Source organism: Microvirga sp. KLBC 81 (genome assembly GCF_003075415.1).
GTDB lineage: Bacteria > Pseudomonadota > Alphaproteobacteria > Rhizobiales > Beijerinckiaceae > Microvirga.
In genome coordinates this window covers 24,778-41,633 of the sequence record NZ_QDAH01000051.1, presented here as the reverse complement: position 1 = coordinate 41,633, position 16,856 = coordinate 24,778, and the positions used below count along the sequence as shown (strand labels likewise).

Sequence of the window (16,856 nt, the reverse complement as noted above, 5' to 3'; positions counted from 1 at the left end):
CCGAACGCCTTCGCCCAACAAACTCATCAAGCCCGGAAAGTTGCATAGGTCGTGGATCACATATGGCGGCAGGTCCACCCAACCCTGAATTAACATCACACCCGGATCACCTTCATGGGGCAGGCCACCGATGCTTTCTCCTACAATGAGAGCATCGAACGATGCGCTGCTCTATGAACGGATCATCGGATTGATCCCAAAAGGGCAAGTCCACTTTTCACGTCCGAGGCTCTAACGCTCAGCGTTCAACGACTGAAACAAGCCAGCGGCGTCATAACTTGAACATGGCTTGCCCAGATGGAGCGCCAGTGACAAAACCCGGCTACTTTGCGGCAGCCGAGTTTCGGGACTACGGGTAACGGGGTCAGTTGACCCGTCGCGGCAGGATTAGAGAAACAGTGGCAGATAAAGTCCGCCGATCACGAGCATCAGCACAAGCACTGCAGTAGCGGACGCCCAGAAGGAGCCTTGGTCATTGTCGCGGTCCATAGGCTTTTCCTCACTCGTGTAACGGCGGCGCAGCTGTGCCGATCCGGGTATCGGCTTCATGCGCTGCGCTCACGATCATCGCGACAGCAGCAGCCAGTTCGTCCTCGCCGAACTCGTAGCATCCGATACTGTCGATGGATGCCTGGTGCGGCCAGTCGAAGACCTCGATCCAGAATGGCGGCAGGCCATGATTGGCTTCTGGCAGACGCAGTTCGGCGAGGCGGACCTCAAGCGACCCGAGCCGCATCACGACAACAGATCGCGAGCTGTCTGTGTCAACCGCCTGAAACACGAGCTGGATATAGGCCCGGACGATGCGCTGCTCGATCTCATCGGCGCAGAGATCGGACAAGAGAGGGTAGTCGACGCATGCTTGCTCTGCGACTGTGTTGGTGAACTGTACAACTGCGGGGATGAACATTGTTGGTCTCTCCAAATGCGATATCGAAAGTGCCGAGGGCTATCGCTGCGAAATTCATTGGATCGCCTGCTGCCGATGGCATCTTGATTACCTGTCGACTGCTGATGTCACGACGACCTGATTGCGCAGCCAGACCCATGCGAGGCTCATGTCGCCTTCGCTCTTGATGTAGACGTACCCGGTCTGATGCCACGGCAGGACGGCATCTCGCTTGTTGTCGAGGATGAAGTCCCCCCGATCGGTGCGGGCGGCTAGCACGGCATGACCCTGCCCTAATTCATCCAGCACCACGACCATGCGCAGGGCGCGACGCGGCAGGCCGGCTTCGACCAGCAGGCGGCGCTTGAGAAGCTGGTAGTCCTCACAATCACCATAGCCATCATCCGGGTAGTCCCAGCGGTCGATCGCGCCCCAGTGATCCATGTCCTCACGCGGAGACACGGTGGCGTTGACCCGCTTGTTGATCGCTGTGATCGCATTCCACGCGCGCTCATCGAGTTGGATCGTGGCAGGCTCGGCCGGATCGACGGCGCACTCGCCAGGGCTCCGCTCGCAGAACTCACTCCAGGCAACAGTTGGCTGGGCGCTCCCGTCCGCGACCGGAATCCAGGTCGCGTCGAGATGACGGGTCTCGGCCGCGCTGGCATGCGAGCCATGGACGAGGGCGAGAAGCAGAAGGGTGGTGATCGCGACCGTCCGCAGAAGCCAGACAAGCTCCCCGCGGGAAGCGGCGTTAGACTCAGCGGCGGGGCTACGCTCGTACTTTCCTCTGACGATCCAGGGCATGTGAGCCTCCGTAGCAGGTGAGGATCCGGCCTTTCGGTCGAGCCCTAAACGATACAGGTTTGTATCGTATGGAGGCACAAGTAAACCGATCTGTATCTTTTAGCAAGACCGTAACCGCTGGCAAAAATCACAGGAAAGCCTTGCAAACCTGCAGAGCCAACTCCCGTCACCGTCGCTAAGCTTCGCTTCAGGATGCCGTCATAACAATACGGACTTGTTTCTTTTCGTGCCCTGAGGCAGGCGGACGACGCCAAGCCCTACAATCCCTGGTCAAGACTCGCCTTGGATCCGACGGTAGGTGTCCGTGGACTCTCGACGAAATGAGCCTCATGCGGCCCAGAGCAAGCGGGAATGGTCTCACTGATCACGACCAAAGGTTCGTGGCGGCCGCAGCGAATCTGGTACTTGGTGCCAAGCGGCATCGTAATCGAAAATCCGAGCGCGACCTCCACGACATCATCGTAGTCGTCCCGCTGAGGCCACATGCGACCGTGGCCGGACAGGAAGTACCAGACTTCATCAACGGTGTGGTGGGCAATGGCGCGTGAGACGGCTTTCGGCGGAAGCAGAAACGTGGCTAATCCTCCACGCTCCAAGCCGCGCAGGATGCGAACCTCTGATCCGTCGGGCGCGATAGCCATTGCATTCTCCCTTGGTCGTAGCAAGACGGAATGCGGCTGATCGGGCTTCGATGCTTGGTCCATCCTTCAGGCTGCGAACCGGGAGCCCAACTCGTCCAGTTCCGCATTCATCATCGCCATGGCACGGGCGCGACAGGCGACCTCCATAGCCGGGCCAAGATCCGGGTGAAGGAGCTTGGCGACGCGCCGGCGGATCCGGTTGATGTCGGACCGGGTTGTCGGGTGTTCCGCATCAATGATGGATCGCGCCGTGGAATAGTACTGCTGGACGCAGGTGGAGGTCGCGGCGTTGTCGTCGGAGGATGCCACAGCGTTCGGAAGCGTACCGGCGACCGCAATCCTGCAGGACCAGGGCTTCATCTCGAATTCCAGGCTTGTGCCTCTTGTGTCGCCAACAAAGACGATCAGACAATGGCGGCCATCCGTGATGAACCGGGCGGAATAGGCGGTGGAGGTCTGATCAATGACTGTTGCCCCGTAAATTCGTGTGCCATGCCAGAAGGAGGGATGCGGCATCAGATACAATCCGAAGGAACGGGTCTCGCCCGAGTTCGGGATCGTGATGTCGAGCGTCAGAAATCTCTTTGCACGCGGACGAATGTTGCCGCCGGCGACTCGAGGCCTTTGGCGATGCACGGACCACGACATCTTGCCTGCCACGCGAGAGTGACGTTCAAGCCGTGCGATGCGTGTCAGAATGGAACCAATCAATAGCATGATAACGTCCTCGAACCCGCTTGCTGAAAGCCAGATTGCCTGCACACATTTGGCATCCTTTGACGTTACCCAGTCGTCACGTTCTTGCGACTTTGCCTTCCAGAGTGTCGCAGATCTTGGATTGCCTGTTGTCGCGGGTCTCCTGTAACGCAATGGACAAACACAATAGCAGGGATACGCTCTGCCTTCCCTTTTGAAGTCCAAGGAATGGATGCCTTCATAGCCGGTGAAGGTCGGGTCCTGGCTGCCAGTTCATCAGAGCGGCCGGTTTGCGACATGCCGTGAATTGCGCTTCCTCAGTGCAATCGGGTATTGGCATGTGACTGCCTGCCCGTTGCTCCCCTGCGATCACCGCGACAGAGGTCTGTCGGAGGAAATTGGCTGCGGCCATCGGGCCGCGAGCCACCGGCTACGATGGCCCGAATTCTTCCTTCAGCGAAATCGGCCAGCAAGCTTTGGCGCGATAAGGCCCGCAGGTCCTCCATGACGACCCGCGGTTCATCAACTGTTGCGCCCCGAACGAACTGGCGCTCGACGATCGATCTCAGGTCCTCACACCGCATACTTCCTGTCTCCCGGCGGAAATGGAGAAGTCTTCCACCCTTGACGATCATAGCGAAACGCTGCGTCCAAAGCTTGCGGCGCAGCCTCAATGGAGGTTTCCGCGCAGCGTATGACGGCAAGGGGCAAAATAGCGGATCTCCTTGCGTTGCAGAATCTCCGAAACCGGCACGAGACTATTGCGCTGGGAGGAATAGTTCTTCTTATCTCGGTCAGCCGGACTTCAAGCTGACCCAAGCGCGTCACCGTCACAGTACGAAAGCCAATGGTCTTTTCGGCTTCGAATACAAGCCGAATGTAAGCTCGAATAATGCGTTGCCCGATTTCGTCAGCGCGGAGTTCGGGGCACAGGGACGTTTCGCGGCAGCTTGCCATCTGAAGATCCGGTGCATGCTTGTTCATCTGGTAGACACCCTGCTTGGTGAGATCGTGGCCGAGGCGGCGGCGAATACGACTCCCGTGACGAGCAAGCTGCCCAATCCGGCACTCAGCAACTTCATGGCGCTTCTCCTTGTGTGGTTCTGCACGGGCGAGGCAATGGCGACGAACGGCCCATTGCGAGGGCTGCGACGATACCGAGCGTCGACACGACGGCAATGACGAGGCAGGCGTCATTGAACGCAAGAACCCATGCCTCCCGCGGTGCCGCGAAAGCTCCGGCAAAACTCGTGATCCGGTCGACATCGAAGGCGTGGTAGAGCGACGCGTTTTCGGTGATGACGCTGGCGTGGAGCTTCTGACGCTCCGCGACAAAGCGGGAGACGAGGCCGACGCCCGGGGTCGCGCCACTGATCGTGCTCACATTCAAAACAAGCGGGGCGGTTGGAAGGTCTGCGGGCTTCAGAATGCCAGTGCCGACGACCATATAGCGGCCGACGCGCAATGCCCTGATGAACAGGCTCAAGGTGACGATACCGGCGAAGCTGGCCATGATGTAGACGGTCAGAATCCAGGAGGCCTCGTCGGGAGTGGAGGAAAGTCCCTGCTGAATGTCCACGATATTGGCAGAGGGAAACTGCGCCGACAGGTTCACGAGGAAGGAACCTGCCAGACCGGTGGCGAGAAACAGAATCTTGTCTCGCGTCACGGCGGCGGGCGTGGTCATGTCAGCCCTCTTCGAGCGTTGCGTCGGGCCGACCCTCGGCCATCGGCCCGAACTCACTGGCCGTGACAGCCCGCAGGAGCGCCCGCAGGTTCGACGAACGCTCACCGCCGAAGATGGCCTCGAACCGGGCCTGGGCTTCGGCCCGGGCCTTGGTCGCATCCTCAAGCAGTGCGGCCCCTTTGTCCGTAACATGCAGCTCCTTGCTGCGGCGGTCGGTCCGTCCTTGCCGCACGGCAATAAGGCACTCCCGGTCAAGAGGCTGAATGTTGCGCCCGAGCGTCGTGCGATCCATCACCATCGCTTCGGCCAGCGCGTTGATGGAAGTCGGACCCATGCGCTGAAGCTTGCTCAGTATCGAGAACTGGGTGGTGCGTAGCCCTGCCGGCATTAGAAACCGGTCGTAGAATTGAGTGACATGCCGCGTCGCCTGGCGGAGCGAGAGGCAATTGCAATCCTCGGGGCGGAAGTCGCTCGCTGTGGCCATCGGGAAAGGTTCTTCGCATGACATGGGTGCATATGCACGCAAAGCAAGCGCATATACACTCATGTCAACTGGGCTGCGGTTTGCCAATGACTGAAAGATATCTCGAGGACTTCGCTGTCGGGCAGACCTTTGGCTCCGGCCGCGCTGTCGTCGACAGACAGCAAATCACGAGGTTTGCCGCCGAATTTGATCCGCAATCGCTCCACCTCGACGAGACGGCTGCCCAACAGACGATCTTCCAGGGACTGGCGGCCAGCGGCTGGCATACGGGTGCCCTTACAATGCGGCTCCTTGTCGACAGCGATCTCAAGCCCGCAGACGGCATCGTTGGCGCCGGGCTTGATGAACTCCGATGGCCACACCCGGTTCGACCAGGAGACGAGTTGCGCCTCGAATGCGAGGTGCTGGACGTGCGGCCATCAAAGTCGCGTCCGACCCAGGGCTTGATCAAGGTGCGCACGACCACACTCAACCAGCATCATGAACCGGTGCAGATCCAGATTGCCAGTCTGCCCGTCCTGCGCCGTCCATCCGTATAAAGGGTCGGTAGGAGGCCCACACGGGCATTGTTCAACGTCGGGTCGGCTTGTCCTCGACCCATGCCTCGACGGCAACAGGGCCGGCATTTTCGAACGCAAGCGTTACAGGGAACTTCTCGCCGACGAGGAGTGGCTGCCGCAGGCCGGATCACGCATCAGGAAGATATCGACAAAGCGGGCAGACGATTAGCCACTCTGTCGAAGAGACAGTTTTTCAGAACTGGGAACAATCCGACCCGCGTGCTCAGGTTAGAGACAAAAGCCTGCTAGCGAGTTTGAGGGACTAGTCCGGTTCCAGGTTCGTCTTGGACCAGCCGACCGTGATCGCCGCTGCCGATGAATTCTAACGTGCTTGGTGCACATTTGGATAAGCCGCTTCGAGGCACGCGGATCTCGCGGATCTGCTCCAGGTTGGCGGCCCTAGAAAATAGATAGTTAATGTGTCCTGGCGCTCTAAAGCTGCACCAGCATTCAATTTCGGTGGCTTGAGACACAAAGGAGATACTTGAGGTCGATCATCTCTCGCAGGGATTAAGCCAGTGGAGAGATGTATGTCTGACGAGATTAATCACCGCCGCAGCCGCCTTGTGGAGACGGCGGCCATGACAATCACCCGCGCCGATCAATCGTCAGTCTCGCGCACCGATTCATACTCTACACAATCTGTCGAGACACATGGGATGTCTGACAATGGTATGAACCGGATGCTCAGAACCGATAATACGCTCTACCCAGCAGCCGTATTGGCGGAGTTGAGCATCTTGGTGCGCAGCATACAGGCGACTTCACCGGATAGTGCTCTTGCGGCTATTGCTGAAACAAAGATCGGAAGAAGCCTCGCACTCAGTGACGGCTATAACCCGTCGAGGCAAGGGGGTTCCCAATGCACTGCGCAACCGGATCTCGTGTCTTGTTGAAAGGTAACGCTCGGCTACCTTCTGCGACGAACAGAGCTAACGTTACATACGGGGGTGGCTTTCAGAACAGGGATGAGGGAAGTCATGCAGGGCACAGAATCGTCCTACTGATTATTATCATTTTAGCGTTCGTGAACGTTGCCTCGACGGTGCTGATGCTGAGAAGTTGGTCAGATGGTCAATTTCCGCCCAACGATGTGACTGGAGCGATCCTCGGAGACGCATCGACCGAAGAACGACGCTGAGTTCAAGGACGCGTCAGGGTCTATCAGCCCTTAAACCCAGGCGAGGTTCTGTTGACTTCACTCCGGAAAGCGGAATGTGGAGCCTGCTCGCCTGGCTCGACAGACACTACCTCCTGTACTTGGCAAGTTTATGCAAAAGGGCTTCGCTTGACCCCTGCCTCTTTGTTTGTCGGGTTGTGCGCCGGTGCCCGCGATTCGGAAGTAAGTGATCAATAATCACCTAGAGCCTCGAACCCAAAAGCGGAATGCACTTTTGGGTCCGATGCTTCCTCCATAGAGTAGCGCATCGTTTTGCACGGAAGACCGGACCACGTTTCACTGGCGTGGCCCTTCGGGTCGCTGACGCGGACCTTCGGTTCCGCACGAGGCGCTAAGACGCCGGCGAGTGCAGCCATGGTGACTGCCGTCTGCGTGTCAGGCGCGATCAACATCCACCACGGCCTGAGCAAAGGCCTGCGGCGCTTCTTGCGGCAGGTCGTGGCCAATACCGCCGGTGATCAGCCGATGTTCATACTTGCCCGAGAATTTCTTCGCATAAGCCGCCGGGTCTGGATGTGGTGCGCCATTGGCATCCCCTTCCAGCGTGATCGACGGGACGCCGATCATCGGGAACTCGGCGAGCCGCTTTTCCAGTTTGTCATACTGACGCTCACCATCGGCCAATCCAAGCCGCCAGCGGTAGTTATGGATCGCGATCGCGACATGATCCGGGTTCTCGAATGCCGCCGCGCTGCGATCGAATGTGGCATCATCGAAGTTCCACTTCGGCGAGGCGATCTGCCAGATCAGCTTGGCGAAATCATGCCGGTATTTTTCGTACCCGGCGCGGCCGCGTTCCGTGGCGAAATAGTACTGATACCACCATTGCAGCTCGGCCTTGGGCGGCAAGGGCATCCTGTTGAGCTCAGGGCTGCCGATCAGATAGCCGCTCACCGAGACCATTGCCTTGCACCGTTCCGGCCAGAGTGCCGCCAGGATGTTGGCGGTCCGTGCACCCCAGTCGCAACCCGCGATGATGGCTTTCTCGATCCTGAGAGCGTCCATCAGGGCGATGACGTCCACGGCGATCGCCGATTGCTGGCCGTTTCGGGGCGTGTCGTCCGACAGGAAGCGCGTGGTGCCATACCCGCGCAAATACGGTACGATCACCCGATAACCCGCACCGGCGAGCAGCGGCGCCACATCCACATAGGTATGGATGTCGTAGGGCCAGCCGTGCAGGAGGATCACCGGGGCGCCATCGGCCGGGCCGGCTTCTGCATAGCCGACATTCAGGACGCCTGCGCCGATCTGCTTGAGCGAGGCGAACGACGTGTTCGTGCCCGGCGTGACCGCCAGAAGACGGGGCGGCGCCTGGTTGGCCGGTTGAGCTTGCGCGACATCCATAACCTCGAGCTGAGTAGCCGCAACGGTCAACGCTGCCGCCCCCACCAAGCGCCGGCGTAGATGGTTGATTTCCTCTGTCATCCATTTCTCTCCCGCTGATGAATCGGAGGCACAGAAACCGACGTCAATGTGTCTCCACTGTGTTCCCGCAGCGGAGTTTTGAACGATCGTGTACCAACGAGCCGGATAGATACACTGGGATACAGATATGATCCTTTTGAATTTGCTTGTCGGAGAATAGCCGAGAACGTTCAAGTTTCGGCGCCGCCATTGGCGATGCAGGAGCTTTTGTAAGATCTTGTATCAGATCCCCTGAAAGCGACGATGGCTTACATTTTGAGCCGATCTGAAAACATGCCGGATACTTGGACCGGACATTTGTCGGCTTCGCTGAAGATACGACCAACAGCGTCACAGCAAAGGAGCCTACACCATGACGAAAATTGAAAAGGTGCTCTATACAGGCAAGACCCGCACGTCCGGCGGCCGCGACGGCGCGTCCCGCAGCGACGACGGCCGTCTTGATATCAAGCTGTCCCATTTCGGGAGTACGGGGAGCGGCACCAATCCGGAGCAGCTCTTTGCAGCCGGGTGGTCGGCCTGCTTCCTCAGCGCGATAGGCATCGCGGCAGGCAAGAGGAAGATCGCTCTTCCCGAGGACCACGCGGTCTACGCGGAGGTTGACGTTGGACACACTGGCGACGCCTATTTCCTCCAGGCCCGTCTCAACGTGAGTCTGCCGGGCATCGACACTGCGACTGCGCAGGCGCTTGTCGACGATGCACACCAGACGTGCCCTTACTCCAAGGCCACGCGCGGAAACATCGACGTTGCGATCGCGCTCGTCTAAGTGACGGCGATTTGTGGAGCCGACATGTGCAATGTCGGCTCCGTCCGCGGATTCGTTTGAGGTTTCGAGTGGTAATCTGCTGAGCTACCCGTCACTACCGAGACAATGGACGACCGGGTGAATGCTGCATTTACCGACAAAACAATCAGCCTGATCGACCCGTACGAATGGTTCTTGCCCGAGATGCACTCTTCTTCCAGCGGCCTAATCGGAATTCATAACCTGGGAGAACTCTACCAGGAACCCGGACCGCTGGCAGTAGCCGACGTGGATCTCAAAATTCAAAGGGTAGGATTTTCATTCTCATGGGAACTTCTGGCAGCGGAAAATCCCCGCTGCTGAGGCATGTCACCCGATTGGTGGAGCCAACCTCCGGTTCAGTGCTCATCGACAGAGGAAGGGAAGCTCAATGCGCTTTTTCGTAGCGGCCATTGTGGTGTTAGCGCTTGCCGCGGCACCGTGTGCCTGGGATAGTGACCCGCGGGAACTGCCCGCGATCGTAGCGCTTTTTGCCAAGTAACTGCCTCTGGCCAACGCCAGCTTGGTGAAAGCGACGCTACCCCCGAATGAGGCCTCCCTGCCGGCTTCATGGATGTGGATTCCATCGCCGAAAACCCAAGAAGCGATTGAGTCTCAACTCTTGCGTGCCCGAAAGAGTGTCTGTCCGACAGTGCGTATTCGCACCGATATCGCCTCAGCTTAAAATTCGTCTCAGTGGTGTTCGGTGCAGGCCTACTCAGTCCACTTCGCTGCTATGGAGAAGATCAATGATGGCACCATCATCACACCTGAGCCGGCGCGACCTCCTGGCTGCCTCTGCTGCTGCGGGTGCGTTGAGCCTGTTTCCCACGGACTTGGCGAAAGCAGCCGACGACACCACAATTCGCCCCTTCACCGTCCACGTACCCCAAGCCGAGCTCGATGAGCTTCGGCGCCGAATCGCTGCGACACGGTGGCCAGACCAGGAGACGGTCAACGACAAGTCGCAGGGCATACAGCTCGCGAAGATCAAGCCGCTCGTCGAGTATTGGGGCACCGGCTACGACTGGCGGAAGGCGGAACCGAAGCTGAATGCCTTGCCGCAGTTCATGACCAGGATCGACGGCGTCGACATTCACTTCGTTCACGTTCGCTCGAAGCATCCCAACGCGCTTCCGCTGATCATGACCCATGGCTGGCCGGGATCGGTGTTCGAGCTGCTCAAGACTGTCGGCCCGCTGACCGATCCGACCGCGCACGGAGGCCGCGCGGAGGACGCCTTCGATCTCGTTCTCCCCTCGATGCCCGGCTACGGCTTCTCCGGCAAGCCAACTGACACCGGCTGGGGCCCTGAGCGCATCGCGCGAGCCTGGGCGGAGCTGATGAAGCGCCTCGGCTACACCCGCTACGTCGCCCAGGGCGGCGACTGGGGCTCGCCTGTCTCCAGCGCGATGGCACGCCATGCGCCGACTGGTCTGCTGGGCATCCATATCAACTTGCCGGCGACGATCCCGCCCGAGGTGGACCAGGCACTGGCCGCCGGTGGGCCTGCGCCGGCGGGACTATCCGAGAAGGAACGCGCGACCTTCGACGAGCTCAGCGCCTTCTCGAAGATGGGGAACAGGTCCTATGCTGTGATGATGGGTACGCGGCCGCAAACGATCGGCTTCGCCATAACGGATACTCCGGCGGGTCTCGCGGCGTGGATGCTCGGGCATCCGGGCTTCGCGAAATGGACCTATAGCCACAGCGATCCGGAAAAGACCCCAGACGAGGTCCTGGACGACATTTCGCTGTACTGGCTGACGAACTCCGCGACCTCGGCCGCACGGCTGTATTGGGAGAACAAGTCCAACATCTTGTCCGCGACCGCGGAGAAGGCCGCCGAGATCTCGCTGCCGGTGGCGATCACGGTCTTTCCGGGGGAGGTCTATCGAGCCCCGGAGACATGGGCTCGGCGCGCCTATCGCAAACTGATCTACTTCCACGAGGTCGACAAGGGTGGTCATTTCGCCGCCTGGGAACAGCCGGAACTCTTCAGCGCCGAGCTCAGGGCCGCGTTCCGATCGCTCCGTTAGCCATGGTCGTCAAGGCTAAGTCGGGATCGCTGGTGTGACGCCCGTTCTGAACCCTGATCCGGAATTGCCAGACGACGCATGGCTTCGATTACGCATGCTTGAAGGACGAAAGGAGATCCACATGAAAACGACTCGAATGATTGCGGCAGCGGTGCTGTTCTTCGGCAGCGGATTGACGCTGCAGCTGGCGCAGGCGCAGCAGCCAGAAAACCAGATGGCACGGCCTTCAGGCATCGGGCGCACCGAGGTCCTGCGGCACGATCTCGGCCAGCCCGGACGCGAGGTCATCCAGGTGCGTGTCGACTTCGCCCCGGGGGCGGCGTTCGGAATGCACACGCATCCGGGCGAAGAGGTCGCCTATGTCCTCGAAGGCTCGCTGGAATATCAGTTCGAGGGTAAGCCGCCGGTCACGCTCAAGGCCGGCGATTCCTTGTTCATCCCGGCTGGAACGCCCCACGCGGCAAGGAACGTCGGCAGCGACAATGCGGCGGAGCTCGCCACGTACCTAGTCGAGAAAGGGAAGCCGCTCGTGGCGATCAAGTGAGCGATACGGTCCTCGTCCGGCCCGAGTGCCTTTCCTCGCCCATGAAAGGTTCCTGACATCGTTGCCAATGTATAACCGGACATCCGCTTCTGGTCGCAAGATCAGCAGCACGCTAGCGCATCGTGGGGAACCGGAGGTCCGCGTCAGCGAAAAGTGGACCCGGTTCTCCGCACGATGCACTGCTCCAGAGAATGAGCATCGGCCCCAAAAGTAGAATCCACTTTTGGGGCCGATGCCCTTGGGCCCGCGTTCATCATGCAGTCGTTGCGTGCAACGGAGACAACTATGCCTGAGAGGATCGTTCGAAGAAACGCCGCCATCGCCTGCTCAAAGGTTGGTGAGATGCGCGTTCTTCTGCCTTAACTTCGGGTTGGAGAAGTGTTTATCCGTGAGGCTCACCATGCAAGGAGGGTTTCCTGATGTCAGTCCGCAAGTTTGCAGCAATCGCCGCTGCCGTGGCTCTCGCCGCTTTCACTCCTATCTCGCCGACCTTGGCCGATGAGCCCGTGAAGGTGAAAGTGTTCATCGGCTCGATGTTCGAGATCGGCCAGAACACCGGCGACCGGGCCGGCGAGTTCCAGCACTGGTACGAGCGCTACTTCAGCCAGAGCAAGCCGATCAGTGTCAAAGGGGCCATCAACCCGGTGTACTGCAACGATGAGGGTGTCTGCGGATCCGTTCTCGGCATGGGCAAGGTCGCGTCATCGGCGTCGGTGCAGGCGATCATCCTGAACCCGCAGTTCGACATGTCACAAGCCTACTTCATCATCAGCGGGGTCGCCGGCACGCCGCCCGAGCGTGGGACCATCGCAGATGTCAGCTGGGCGACCTGGCTGGTCGACTACGATCTTGGCCATCGCTGGGCTCCGGAGGAGGGACAACCTGGTGCCCCGACCTTCATGCCGCGCAAGGGCTATGAGAAGGTCCGGCTGTTCCAGCTCAATCCCGATCTCGTCGGCTGGGCGATGCACCTCACGAGCAAGACGAACCTGAAGGACTCAGAGTCGGCGCGATCCTATCGGATGCGCTACCCGCAGGAGGCGGCCCGGCGGGCTCCTACGGTGAAGACCGGCACCCATGTGACGGGCGACACCTTCTTTCACGGCCCCGGCATGTCAGCTCAGGCGCAGTACATCGCCAAGCTCTACGGAGCGGATGATTACCTCATCACCGAGATGGAGGTGGCCGGCATCGCCCAGGTAATCCAGCGGACGCTGGGGGACCGAAGGCTCCTGAGCTTGCGGGGAGCGGTGAACTTCGACCAAGGCAATCCCAACGAGACCACGCTTCAACATCTCGATCCGGCCCCAGGCCAGACGGCGGGCGGCTTCGCCGAGACCGTCGACAACATCGCCGCGGTGGGAAGCAGGATGGTGGATCACATTGTGTCCCATTGGGCGGAGTGGAAGAACAGCGTTCCTCCGCTGCCACGGCAGTAAAGGCTGCATCGGAGCCCGTGCTCGTCGAGAGGCCACGAGGCGGATGCTTTAGTGCTTGTGAGATCCAGCCTCGGGTACGGTGAACGTCACCGTCTGTCCGGTGAAGACCTGATGCTCAGGGCTGGCCAATTCGATCTTCACCTTGTGCTGGCCGGGCGGCAGCCCAACCACAACGATGGTATTGGTAGCATTCCCCGTATCCGCCCAGCGCCAAGGCGAATCGTCGACGGTGACGTGCAGATGCCCGACCCGTGGAGAGACATTGCTGGCAGCTGCCCCGAACACCGGCAAGATGCGGAAGTTCTCCGTCCGGTACGGGATGAGGACGGCGCCCCGGGCCAGCGGTTCGGCAAGTGGGGGATCCACGATCAGCTTGGGTGCGGGCTCGTTCTTGATGGGAAAGAACACAGGAGGATTGCCGGCATCCCCGGCGCTCTGGGCGAGGGCGCTCGTGGCGAGCACGGCGGTCGCCGCGGCTGCGGCAAGCGTCTTGATGAGCATGGTCATTGCATTGTCTCTTTCGGATTGAATTAGGAAATCCTTATGCCTCATGGACGAGCCCGTGACGGACATGCCCATAGACGTGGTCAGAGGGAGGCCGAACAGCCGTGTCTCGGGAGACACCTTTTCACTTATGAGCGAGTGGCTCTCGCGTGGTGACCCGGTCTCGCGGCCGCTGTTTCCTCAAACCTTCGGTGAGACTGACGCGCGCTCGTATCTCAAGTGTGTTCGGATACCCCAAAAACTGTATCGCCATGTAGAAGGAAAGCCGATCGGCTTCACACGGCAAACGGCGCTGCACCGGGATGCAGCGCCGCTCTCGTGAATTCCATGCACAGCCTCACACCTGTGTCGGCGAGTGACGCCGCATTCAATCGCGCTCCAGATCAGCCCGCGCGTCCCGCAGCCAGCACGGGTTGCGCCCGGTAGAGGGCAGGGAAGAGACGCCTCAGGGCTTCGATCTTCGGCCGCTCATGGACGGCGATGTAAGGCTGGCCGGGATTGTTGTACATGTAGTCCTGATGATAGCGCTCTGCCACATAGAAAGATCGTCCGGGCTCAACCGTCGTCGCAATCTCTGAGTTGAACGATTTGGCCTCGTCCAGTTGTTCGATGTAACTTTTTGCGACTTTCGCCTGCTGTTCGTCCAAAGGAAAGATCGCGGAGCGATATTGCGGACCAATGTCTGGCCCTTGACGATCCAGCTGCGTTGGGTCGTGGGCGGCCGAGAAGAATATGCGGAGCAGCGTCCCATAGCTGATCTTCTGAGGATCGAACACGACACGAACCGCTTCAGCGTGGCCAGTCAGCCCGGTTTCTGTCTGCTCGTAGCTGGCAGTCTCTGCACTTCCTCCGGCATATCCGGATGTTGCGCTGACGACGCCCTCGACATGCTGAAACACACCCTGGATACCCCAAAAGCAGCCTCCGGCAAGAACGGCCGTCTGCAAGCCGCCCTCCTTGGGTACGTCGACCAGGGCAGCTGGCGCCAGTCGCAAAGCCTCCGCGGCCGACGGTACCCGGCCGACGATGGCAAAGCCGATAAGTCCGAGCATTGCGCCAAAAACAACCGCTTTGCTCGATCTCCGGCGAGGAGTGGCAAGATGCCGATCGTCAATAAGCACTGTGTTTCCTCCTTAGCCGAACGTGAACACGTAGGCTTCGACGCCGGCATCGAGGAACCGGATTTCGAAGGTGCGCTCGCGTATGTCACCGTCCTGACGAACCAGCTGGTAGAGCCGGGTTTCCGAAACCATCCCATTCCCCGCTGTATCGATGTCCGCTCCATGGTTTGCTCCCGGGGCTTTGCCGTCGACGGTTACCTGGAACCGCACCGGTTTGCCGTCCGGACCGGGGCCGAGAACGAGATGCAAGTCCCTCGCGCGGAACTTGTAGGAGATGGCCCCTCCGGACTGATTAAGCGCAGCCTGCTCGGCCCCGACCGTCCAGTTCCCGGCCAGGCCCCATTCATTGAGCCGCAACTGTCCAGCGGTGTAGTCCTGCGCCTGGTCGGCGCCAACCTGTTCGGGTGAACTGAAATTTGACGCCCGCATGTAGCCGATATACGTCTCGCCGGACCGGACGCGGGCAAGATCCGGCGCGGCTTCCGCGCCCTGCGCGTCCGGCGTCACGAAGCCGCTGTCGTCCTTTCGGCTTCCCGCTTCCGCCAGCAGCTGCTGGATGACCCGCTCCGACTCCTCGTAGTCACCCTCACCGAAGTGATGGTGCCTGATCCGCCCCTCCGCATCGATAAAGTAGTGAGCAGGCCAATAATTGTTCCTGAATGCGCGCCAGATCTTGAAATCGTTGTCGACTGCTACCGGATAGGTGATCTCAAAGTTCCGGATCGCGCGCTTCACATTGTCGATCTTCTTCTCGAAAGCAAACTCAGGTGCGTGAACGCCGATCACAACGAGTCCCTGATCCTTGTACTTCTCAGCCCAGGCCCGCACGTAGGGGATTGTGCGAATGCAGTTGATGCAGGAGTACGTCCAGAAGTCGACGAGGACGACCTTGCCGCGTAGTTGCTGAGCGGTCAGCGGTTCGGAATTCAGCCATTGCACGGCACCATCAAGAGATGGAAACGTACCCTCGATCGGCAGGTTGCTGCGGTAGCCCTGGCGAGCGTCGTTTGCGGCCAGCCTCATGCTGGGGCCTGCGGAATTTGTTGAGGCTGCGTCGGAGTTATCATGAACCCGGTCCAGCAAGGATTGTTCGATCCCGGCTGTGCTCGCATAGGACAGGCGCGTCAGAAGTCCGGTGTCGAGGCCGAGGGTGATGGTCGCAACGCCCGCGAGAACGGCGGCGCCCACGCCCTGCCGAATGCGATGGCCGAGACCAAGAGAGCGTTTCATGGCCGCGAATACCCGTCCACCTGCCAAGACTGCCAGCGCCAAGGATGTCGCCGCGCCAGCGGCGTAGGCCCCTAACAGCAAAGACGTCTGCGGATTGGCTCCCTGGAGAGCGGCTCCTGTCAGGACCAATCCCAGGACCGGACCAGCGCAGGGCGCCCAAAGCAGGCCCGTCGCAGCCCCGAGCAGAAGCGATCCGCCGACACTCGGCTTGTCCGTAGCCGCTGTACCAGACAGCCGACCGCCGAGGGCAACGATCGGACGGGTCAGGACTGCGGCAGCGCGTGATGAGACGAGAGTCACGCCAAACACGGCCAGCAGCACAATGGCGGCAGAGCGTCCGATCTCGTTCGCGTGCACCGCCCAGCCTCCGCCCACGGCAGCGAGCGTCGCGACAGCGGCGAAGGTGGCCGCCATGCCGGCCAGCATCGGCAGAACGCTGCGGGCGAAGGGCTGGCCTGCCCGGGAAAAGACGAACGGTAGGATTGGAAGAATACAGGGGCTGACGATGGTCAGCACTCCCGCCAGATAAGAAGCGACAAACAATGTCATGGCTGATCCCTTCTGTGCGGCCAATGCAGAGCATTGATTTGGCCGGTGTTTGAACTTCATGCGCATGTGATCAGCACAAAGTATCCGGCATGTTTTTTGGCGGGGCAGAATTGTAACCAAGTGTAGGGGAAGCCACCCATCCGTCTATCGCGGGTCAATGATTGCCGACCGGTCGACACGATGTCTCGATCTACAGCAATAATACCCGTGACCCTGCGCCCCGCGGTGTCGGCGAACACACCATGCACAAGGATGGCTGTCTTGAACTCGG

The 16,856-nt window shown here is 60.1% G+C and carries 18 protein-coding genes; 8 read left to right on the top strand and 10 right to left on the bottom strand.

Annotation, left to right across the window (positions count from 1 at the left end):
* Window positions 1-499: 499 nt before the first annotated feature.
* From DC522_RS23660 to DC522_RS23630, 6 genes are all read right to left on the bottom strand, one after another.
* Window positions 500-910 (bottom strand): hypothetical protein, encoded by a 411-nt coding sequence (locus DC522_RS23660; protein ID WP_116531072.1) that lies wholly within the window; start codon window positions 908-910, stop codon window positions 500-502.
* Window positions 911-997: 87 nt separating this feature from the next.
* Window positions 998-1,696, bottom strand: a complete 699-nt coding sequence (locus tag DC522_RS23655) for a transglutaminase-like cysteine peptidase (protein WP_116531071.1) — start codon at window positions 1,694-1,696, stop codon at window positions 998-1,000.
* 257 nt (window positions 1,697-1,953) lie between these two features.
* Window positions 1,954-2,337 carry a cupin domain-containing protein gene (locus DC522_RS23650; protein ID WP_116531070.1) on the bottom strand — a complete coding sequence of 128 codons (384 nt, stop codon included), beginning with the start codon at window positions 2,335-2,337 and terminating at the stop codon, window positions 1,954-1,956.
* Window positions 2,338-2,403: 66 nt separating this feature from the next.
* Entirely contained in the window at window positions 2,404-3,054 is a 651-nt protein-coding gene (locus tag DC522_RS23645) for a hypothetical protein (protein WP_133239354.1), read from the bottom strand.
* A gap of 1,057 nt (window positions 3,055-4,111) precedes the next feature.
* Window positions 4,112-4,720: a hypothetical protein gene (locus tag DC522_RS23635; RefSeq protein ID WP_116531067.1), complete on the bottom strand. Its 609-nt coding sequence runs from the start codon at window positions 4,718-4,720 to the stop codon at window positions 4,112-4,114.
* A 1-nt stretch (window position 4,721) separates the two neighbouring features.
* A complete protein-coding gene (locus DC522_RS23630; RefSeq protein ID WP_165820275.1) occupies window positions 4,722-5,204 on the bottom strand; it encodes a MarR family winged helix-turn-helix transcriptional regulator in 483 nt (160 codons plus the stop codon).
* A gap of 86 nt (window positions 5,205-5,290) precedes the next feature.
* On the opposite strand from DC522_RS23630, the gene DC522_RS23625 reads away from it, so the two are divergent.
* Both DC522_RS23625 and DC522_RS23620 read left to right on the top strand, forming a co-directional pair.
* The gene (locus DC522_RS23625) at window positions 5,291-5,743 is read left to right on the top strand and encodes a MaoC family dehydratase (protein ID WP_116531065.1); all 453 of its coding nucleotides are present in this window, start codon (window positions 5,291-5,293) and stop codon (window positions 5,741-5,743) included.
* A 551-nt stretch (window positions 5,744-6,294) separates the two neighbouring features.
* Complete coding sequence (locus DC522_RS23620; protein ID WP_116531064.1) at window positions 6,295-6,660, top strand: hypothetical protein; 366 nt, start codon at window positions 6,295-6,297, stop codon at window positions 6,658-6,660.
* A gap of 659 nt (window positions 6,661-7,319) precedes the next feature.
* Here the strand turns inward: DC522_RS23620 and DC522_RS23610 are convergent.
* Complete coding sequence (locus tag DC522_RS23610; protein ID WP_116531062.1) at window positions 7,320-8,372, bottom strand: alpha/beta fold hydrolase; 1,053 nt, start codon at window positions 8,370-8,372, stop codon at window positions 7,320-7,322.
* 352 nt (window positions 8,373-8,724) lie between these two features.
* Here DC522_RS23610 and DC522_RS23605 point away from each other — a divergent pair, with 352 nt between their 5' ends.
* The 6 genes from DC522_RS23605 to DC522_RS23585 all read left to right on the top strand — a co-directional run bounded on the left by DC522_RS23605 (window position 8,725) and on the right by DC522_RS23585 (window position 13,181).
* The gene (locus DC522_RS23605) at window positions 8,725-9,141 is read left to right on the top strand and encodes an organic hydroperoxide resistance protein (RefSeq protein WP_116531061.1); all 417 of its coding nucleotides are present in this window, start codon (window positions 8,725-8,727) and stop codon (window positions 9,139-9,141) included.
* 105 nt (window positions 9,142-9,246) lie between these two features.
* A complete protein-coding gene (locus DC522_RS37100; RefSeq protein WP_165820274.1) occupies window positions 9,247-9,483 on the top strand; it encodes a hypothetical protein in 237 nt (78 codons plus the stop codon).
* Window positions 9,447-9,566, top strand: coding sequence for an ATP-binding cassette domain-containing protein (locus DC522_RS23600; RefSeq protein ID WP_116531060.1), 120 nt, complete (start codon window positions 9,447-9,449; stop codon window positions 9,564-9,566). The genes DC522_RS37100 and DC522_RS23600 overlap by 37 nt, the downstream gene beginning before the upstream one ends.
* Window positions 9,567-9,908: 342 nt before the next feature.
* Window positions 9,909-11,198, top strand: coding sequence for an epoxide hydrolase family protein (locus DC522_RS23595; protein WP_116531059.1), 1,290 nt, complete (start codon window positions 9,909-9,911; stop codon window positions 11,196-11,198).
* 121 nt (window positions 11,199-11,319) lie between these two features.
* Window positions 11,320-11,742, top strand: coding sequence for a cupin domain-containing protein (locus DC522_RS23590; protein WP_116531058.1), 423 nt, complete (start codon window positions 11,320-11,322; stop codon window positions 11,740-11,742).
* Between the two features lie 419 nt (window positions 11,743-12,161).
* Complete coding sequence (locus DC522_RS23585) at window positions 12,162-13,181, top strand: purine nucleoside permease (RefSeq protein WP_116531057.1); 1,020 nt, start codon at window positions 12,162-12,164, stop codon at window positions 13,179-13,181.
* 48 nt (window positions 13,182-13,229) lie between these two features.
* Here the strand turns inward: DC522_RS23585 and DC522_RS23580 are convergent, their stop codons facing one another.
* The 3 genes from DC522_RS23580 to DC522_RS23565 all read right to left on the bottom strand — a co-directional run bounded on the left by DC522_RS23580 (window position 13,230) and on the right by DC522_RS23565 (window position 16,585).
* Window positions 13,230-13,688, bottom strand: coding sequence for a DUF6130 family protein (locus DC522_RS23580; protein WP_116531056.1), 459 nt, complete (start codon window positions 13,686-13,688; stop codon window positions 13,230-13,232).
* A 380-nt stretch (window positions 13,689-14,068) separates the two neighbouring features.
* Window positions 14,069-14,737 (bottom strand): peptide-methionine (S)-S-oxide reductase MsrA, encoded by a 669-nt coding sequence (gene msrA / locus DC522_RS23570; RefSeq protein ID WP_116531054.1) that lies wholly within the window; start codon window positions 14,735-14,737, stop codon window positions 14,069-14,071.
* 81 nt (window positions 14,738-14,818) lie between these two features.
* Window positions 14,819-16,585: a cytochrome c biogenesis protein DipZ gene (locus tag DC522_RS23565; protein ID WP_116531075.1), complete on the bottom strand. Its 1,767-nt coding sequence runs from the start codon at window positions 16,583-16,585 to the stop codon at window positions 14,819-14,821.
* Between the last annotated feature and the right edge of the window lie 271 nt (window positions 16,586-16,856).